Source organism: Psychrobacter proteolyticus (assembly GCF_039762275.1).
In the GTDB taxonomy this organism is placed as follows: domain Bacteria; phylum Pseudomonadota; class Gammaproteobacteria; order Pseudomonadales; family Moraxellaceae; genus Psychrobacter; species Psychrobacter proteolyticus_C.
Map to the genome: position 1 here is coordinate 155,962 of NZ_JBDLOB010000007.1, position 6,000 is coordinate 161,961.

Here is a 6,000-nt window from a genome sequence, read left to right on the forward strand (position 1 = left end):
TACATCATTATTTGACCTAGCATCATGCTAGGTCTTATTTTTTATTATCTTTTTGATACTGACCTATTGGCTATAAATAGATTTCACTAAATTTTAATAGTCAGTGAACTTGCTAAAAAAATCTAGCTATTTATTAATCATACTCAAGTTGGTAAGCACCTATTTCTCAATAGTTATCATTAGATATTAGCTTACAAAGTAACCATCAATGGCCAGCTCAGGCTCATAAAACTAACGCGCTTTATATGATACAATTTTGTACCTGTGCATCACGTCTCCCTTGTATTGTAGGTTTCGAACCCGCAAATCAATACCAATTGGATGAATGATTATACTTATGGCAAATGATACGTCTAAACCTTTTAGCAACAAGCAATCAATCGATAGCCTAAAAACCTCAGGGTTTGATCGTCGTATGTCGATTGCAAAAACTTCTTTGAATATTGGTCGTCGTTGGGCGGGTAATAGCGTGTCTGGTATGTTCTTAAATAAAGAAGCACGTACTGCACGTAATCAGGCGTTTATGGAAACTCAGGCAAATTATCTGGCATCAGAGCTGGGTAAATTGAAAGGTTCGGTCGTCAAGATTGGTCAAATGCTAGCGATTTATGGTGAGCATATACTGCCGCCAGAGATCACGCGCGCTTTGCAAACCCTTAATGATGATACGGCAACATTGACTTGGCCAACGATTGAGCAAACATTACGCCAGCTACTGGGCAACAAACTAAACGAGCTAGACATTGATCCTGTCCCCATCGGAACTGCTTCTCTTGCTCAAGTTCATCGTGCGACCGTACTCGCCACTGGCGAACAAGTCGTCTTAAAAATTCAATATCCAGGTGTGGCAGACGCTATCAACTCTGACCTTGCCTTGTTTAAACGATTGTTAAAAGTAAGTAATATCGTTCCCCAAACTCGCGCACTCGATGCTTGGTTTGAGGAAATACGTGACTTACTTCATCACGAAGTCGATTATGAAGCGGAAGCGGCTACGACAGAGCGTTTTTACGAGCGTTTAATCGATGATCCGCGCTATATCGTGCCTAAGATCAATCGCACTTATTCTAAAAAGCGTCTGCTATGTATGTCATATGAGCCAGGTATCACTGTGGTCTCGGAAGCATTGCAGCTATTACCTCATGAACGCCGAAATGCCATTGGTCAAGCGGCCATTGAAATCATGATGCAAGAGATTTTTGTATGGGGTGAGATGCAGACAGATCCCAACTTTGGTAATTATCTGGTGCGTGTGAGCGAAAACGGAGAAGATATCGATAGATTGGTTTTGCTAGATTTTGGAGCAATTCGTCAGTTTGATGGCAACTTATTAACGATTGCTCGTGGTCTACTACGCGCGGGATATCGCCATGATCAGCAAGCAATGAGCCTTGCTATGAAAGGATATGACTTTTTCGATAGCATGAGTAATAAAGTACGTTCAGATATTGCCTCGTTATTTTTATTGGCTACAGAGCCTTTTAGTGACCCTGAGAAAAACGCTAATATCCCTAGTGAATGTTTGGATGAGCAGAATCGCTATATTTGGGCCAACAGTAAATTACATTCACGCCTATCCACTACGGCCACACGTGCAATGCAGTCCTTTGAATTTAACTTACCACCAAAAGAATTTATGTTTATCAGCCGCAAGTTTATCGGTGCATATACCTTTTTGACTGTTTTAGATGCGCATACCAACTCTAATAGCCTTGTAAAACCTTATCTATAAATCGGGCAAGTTTTTGGCCGTCCTTTAGTGACGGCTTTTCAATGTTTTGATTTTATTTGCTTAGGCTATTTTATATTTAATATTACTAACTTTACTGTGTATAACTGATATAAGTCCTATATTTACTTAGGCTATTATTTTTCGCTTATAGCACTTACCTGCCAATCATCAAATCTTGTTTTATACCACTTCGGCTTACGAATACTTAGCTCCCAACACACTTCTTGTCGTGCAAGATATTTTACTTCGAAATGAGTGCGCTGACTGGTCGCTGGTACTCGAGAACGTGTTGATGGTAGACACCATACTTTGGTGGCTTGGTGTTCTGCATTGTCCATATAGGATTCGATATTAGTGACTAATATCACTTCTCCGCCCACCTGCAAGCGTGATAGTAGAAACTCAAAAAAAGGCATGTTCAGCCATTGCTGATTTGGATTGTGCTGTTCAGGATTGGGATAAAGAATGAAGATTTTAGCCAAGCTATTTGGTTTGATTGCATGCACTGTCCATGCAATCGCATCCGCATGAATCGCGTCTAAATTTGATAGATTTTGTAAAGTGGCTAATTTTGAAAATGCTTCAAATTTATTACGTGTGCGTTCAATGGCTATCAGATGCTTATCAGTATTTTGCGCTGAAAAGCTAAGTGCATGCTTACCCTTCCCTGCTCCAATTTCTAGCATTAACGGTTTTTCATCTTTATTGTCATTGATGATATTTGGAATAATAAAGTCACGCGGTGCTGACAGTTTTTGTGGTTGAAAGGCACGCTCTTGCTGATGCGTGAGATCAATATTGTCGGTCATCTACTATCCTTAAAGCATTTGTCTTTTGTCATTATTCGGGCCCATGCTATTATATAGTCAATCCAATTGAATAGTAATACAGCGATAGCAAGTACGCCTCGTTTCGTCGTAATTTAAATGACGGATGCGTTTTATGCTTGTGCCATATGCAACCAATACTAATAACATTTAGGACATTGCTCTTTTCTTATGACTGACTCTACTGCAAACACGCCCCCAAAGACCTACCCTTGCCCACGTTGCGGTACTCAGACGGCCTGGCAAGACAATAAATACAAGCCGTTTTGTAGCAGTCGCTGCAAGCTGATCGACTTAGGTGCTTGGGCAAACGAAGATTACACCTTACCTGCAGAAACCACGCCTTTTTCTGACGAGCTATAATCCACACTTTTACTCAATTATTATACCAAGGATGCTTTACATGTCTGCTACTTACCTGATGCCCACTTATAATCGTCAACCAATCAGCTTTACACGCGGTGCAGGCAGTTGGCTCTATACCAAAGATGACACGCCTTACTTAGATGCCTTGACTGGTATCGCGGTATGCGGCTTAGGACACTGTCATCCACAAGTCACTGACGCGATTCAGCAGCAAGCAGGTACGTTAATTCATACAAGCAACTTGTTCGGCATTGACTGGCAAGAGCGTGCTGGAGAGATACTATGTACCGCCGCCCAAATGGACAGTGTGTTTTTTGCCAATAGCGGCGCCGAAGCCAATGAAGCTGCATTGAAACTGGCACGTTTATACGCGTACAAGCAAGGTTTTAAACGTCCAAAAGTTATCGTAATGGAGCAGTCGTTCCATGGTCGTACGTTATTATCTTTGTCAGCTACTGCAAATCCAAAAGCACGTGAAGGGTTTTATACGCTAGATGAGGACTTTATTCGTGTGCCATTTGGCGATATCGACGCTATCAAACAAGCTGCCCAAGAACATGATGATATCTGCGCTATCTTTGTAGAGCCAATCCAAGGCGAAGGTGGCTTGAATACTGCAGCCAATGGCTTCACTTATCTTGAAGAGTTACAAGCGGAATGTGACGCTCATAACTGGTTATTTATGCTGGATGAAGTGCAAACAGGTAATGGCCGTACGGGTAAATACTTTGCTTATCAACACAGCAATGCTCGTCCTGATGTGTTGACGACAGCCAAAGGTCTAGGTAATGGCTTCCCAGTCGGTGCGTGCATGGTACGCGGCCGTGCCAATGGTCTGTTTGGTGCTGGTAGCCATGGGTCTACTTATGGTGGTACGCCATTGGCCAGCCGTGTGGTACATAGCGTATACGACGTGCTAGAAAATAGTAATATCATGGAAAACGCAGTGACTGAGGGTTTATTCATTAGAGAAAGTATCGTTGATACATTTGGCCAACATGGCGTTAGTAGTCGCGGTGCAGGTATGATGATTGGTATCGCGCTACCTGAAGATATGGATTGTAGCCAACTGGTGGATCGTGCCCGTGATGAGCAAAAGCTGATCATTAATGTGACGGGTGGTCATGTTGTACGTTTGCTACCACCACTTAACATGAGCCGTGATGAAAGCACACAGGTCGCTGAACGTTTAATCAATCTGTTGAAGCCATCATTTTAAAGCATGCTTCAATGTTAATAACAGACAACAAAAAAGCCTATAGATGATTCATTATCTATAGGCTTTTTGCTAACTACTTACTGCTAACTAAAAACGTTTTGTGCGTAGTGAGAACAACACTTAATTTGCATGGAAGTATTTTTTCAGTACTTCTAGGCAACGAGTTATTTTGGCTGGCTGTTGGTCACGGTTCAAAGTGACCGCATATAGCACAAAGCTCGGTAATTGATAGCCAGTCAACACTTCTACCAACTCTCCACTCTCAAGCTCTTTTTTGACGTCCATTTCTAACATTCTAACCAAACCATGACCTTCTTTAGCCAACGTCGTTGCCATGAATACGTTATTGGTATAGATACGTGAGTTCATTTTGACACGCGTCTTCTTACCAGTTTCAGTCTGAATCATATCGATCTGATTGGCGTCTTTCATGATTTCAATACAGATTAATTGATGCTCAGCCAAATCTTTAGGCGTATTTAGCTTACTGTGCTGACGCAAATACTGAGGTGAGGCAACCAGTAATTGGCGCACATCGGTCAATGGATGACTGCTCAAACTAGAATCATTAATCGATGGGCTCATGCGAATGGCAATATCAATACGCTCGTCAATCATATCAATATAATGATTGTCAGCTAGATAAGTGACACTTAAATCATCATGTGCCGCCATCCAAGTAGAGAGTGCTGGCAGTATGTGATTAACACCAAGCTCAGGAGTCGTCGATACACGCAAGCTACCTGCTAGCTCATCACGCAATTGATTAACTTTGATACGCCCTTGCTCCGCTGCACTGACGACATCTTTTGCCGCTTCATAAAAGCTCTCACCAGCTTCTGTTAAGCTTAGCTTACGAGTTGAGCGATGTAGCAATACCACACCAAGCTCGTTCTCTAATGAACGAATTTGCTGACTGACTGCACTGGTTGTAATACCTAGCTCACGTGCTGAGCCACTAAAAGAGCCATGTCCGACCACACTGGCGAACACAGCCATACCGCGTAAATTATCCAACATATTCTCACCTAAACGTCATTTCAGTTTTTAATATAACTTAACCATTATAACGACTTTGCATTCATCTTATCGTTATCAAATGGTTCTCTCTTGTTTGATAAATATATTTTGACCCGTAATAAAAACAAAAATATCAAGGTGATATATTGCTATCACCTTGATATTTAATATAAAACTACGTTCAATATATAAATATACTTTTAGATACTTTGAGCAAACACTGCTCTAAAATCTCAATACAGCTGTACTTTACCCATTTTCCCCTCACCGCGTTCAGTTAAATACTGCATTACTGGTGTTTTTAGTAATTTCGTTTCAGCAACGGTTTTCGCTTGCTCTAAACGTTTCTTCTGTCGGCGCTCTGGGGTTTTATCTTCGGTCTGCATGATACTACTATCAATTTTCAAGTCAATGTCAGCTTGCGTAAATTGCTGTTGTAGCTTAGCTGCCAATTGCTGAAAAGTGACCTGCAAATGCTTACTATCAACACTGGTCAAAAACGTGGCTTTACCATTACATTGACCAGTCATTGTACCTTGTCGTGCTAGTGCTAGCTCATCTTGTGCCAATACCTCGCTTTCACGAGCAGTTTGCAGCCAGTAGTCCCACTTTTCTGGGTTCCACTCGCCTGTCAGTTCCTGAGGTGGACAACGCAGCAATGTGCGTGGATCTTCATCAGAGTGTGCTGTTAACTGAGAATCATTTGCGCCAGGCTCAACAACTGGTTCAGGCTCAACAACTGGTTCAGGCTCAACAACTGGTTCAGGCTCAACAACTGGTTCAGGCTCAACAACTGGTTCAGGCTCAACAACTGGTTCAGGCTCAACAACTGGTTC

At 42.0% G+C, this 6,000-nt stretch carries 5 protein-coding genes and 1 pseudogene; 3 read left to right on the top strand and 3 right to left on the bottom strand.

The features are described from left to right. The first annotated feature begins 337 nt into the window (after positions 1 to 337). Positions 338 to 1,732 (top strand): ABC1 kinase family protein, encoded by a 1,395-nt coding sequence (locus ABFV72_RS11220; protein WP_347163743.1) that lies wholly within the window; start codon positions 338 to 340, stop codon positions 1,730 to 1,732. A 134-nt stretch (positions 1,733 to 1,866) separates the two neighbouring features. Here ABFV72_RS11220 and ABFV72_RS11225 read toward each other — a convergent pair whose 3' ends face one another. Next, positions 1,867 to 2,541, bottom strand: coding sequence for an SAM-dependent methyltransferase (locus ABFV72_RS11225; protein WP_347163744.1), 675 nt, complete (start codon positions 2,539 to 2,541; stop codon positions 1,867 to 1,869). 189 nt (positions 2,542 to 2,730) lie between these two features. Between ABFV72_RS11225 and ABFV72_RS11230 the strand changes: the two genes are divergently transcribed. Together ABFV72_RS11230 and ABFV72_RS11235 are read left to right on the top strand one after the other, a co-directional pair. After that, positions 2,731 to 2,922, top strand: a complete 192-nt coding sequence (locus tag ABFV72_RS11230) for a DNA gyrase inhibitor YacG (RefSeq protein ID WP_057760289.1) — start codon at positions 2,731 to 2,733, stop codon at positions 2,920 to 2,922. A 40-nt stretch (positions 2,923 to 2,962) separates the two neighbouring features. Next, entirely contained in the window at positions 2,963 to 4,144 is a 1,182-nt protein-coding gene (locus ABFV72_RS11235) for an aspartate aminotransferase family protein (protein WP_347163746.1), read from the top strand. 120 nt (positions 4,145 to 4,264) lie between these two features. On the opposite strand, the gene ABFV72_RS11240 is transcribed toward ABFV72_RS11235, so the two are convergent. Beyond that, entirely contained in the window at positions 4,265 to 5,164 is a 900-nt protein-coding gene (locus ABFV72_RS11240; protein ID WP_057760292.1) for a LysR family transcriptional regulator, read from the bottom strand. A gap of 233 nt (positions 5,165 to 5,397) precedes the next feature. Then, positions 5,398 to 6,000 (bottom strand): annotated as a pseudogene (locus tag ABFV72_RS11245) (DNA polymerase III subunit gamma/tau); the annotation flags it as partial.

What these genes read in the sequence shown, in the direction of transcription:
- ABFV72_RS11235 (WP_347163746.1), top strand. Translation starts at nt 2,963, where the DNA reads ATGTCTGCTACTTACCTGATGCCCACTTATAATCGTCAACCAATCAGC.
- ABFV72_RS11230 (WP_057760289.1), top strand. Translation starts at nt 2,731, where the DNA reads ATGACTGACTCTACTGCAAACACGCCCCCAAAGACCTACCCTTGCCCA.
- ABFV72_RS11225 (WP_347163744.1), bottom strand. Translation starts at nt 2,541, where the DNA reads ATGACCGACAATATTGATCTCACGCATCAGCAAGAGCGTGCCTTTCAA.
- ABFV72_RS11240 (WP_057760292.1), bottom strand. Translation starts at nt 5,164, where the DNA reads ATGTTGGATAATTTACGCGGTATGGCTGTGTTCGCCAGTGTGGTCGGA.
- ABFV72_RS11220 (WP_347163743.1), top strand. Translation starts at nt 338, where the DNA reads ATGGCAAATGATACGTCTAAACCTTTTAGCAACAAGCAATCAATCGAT.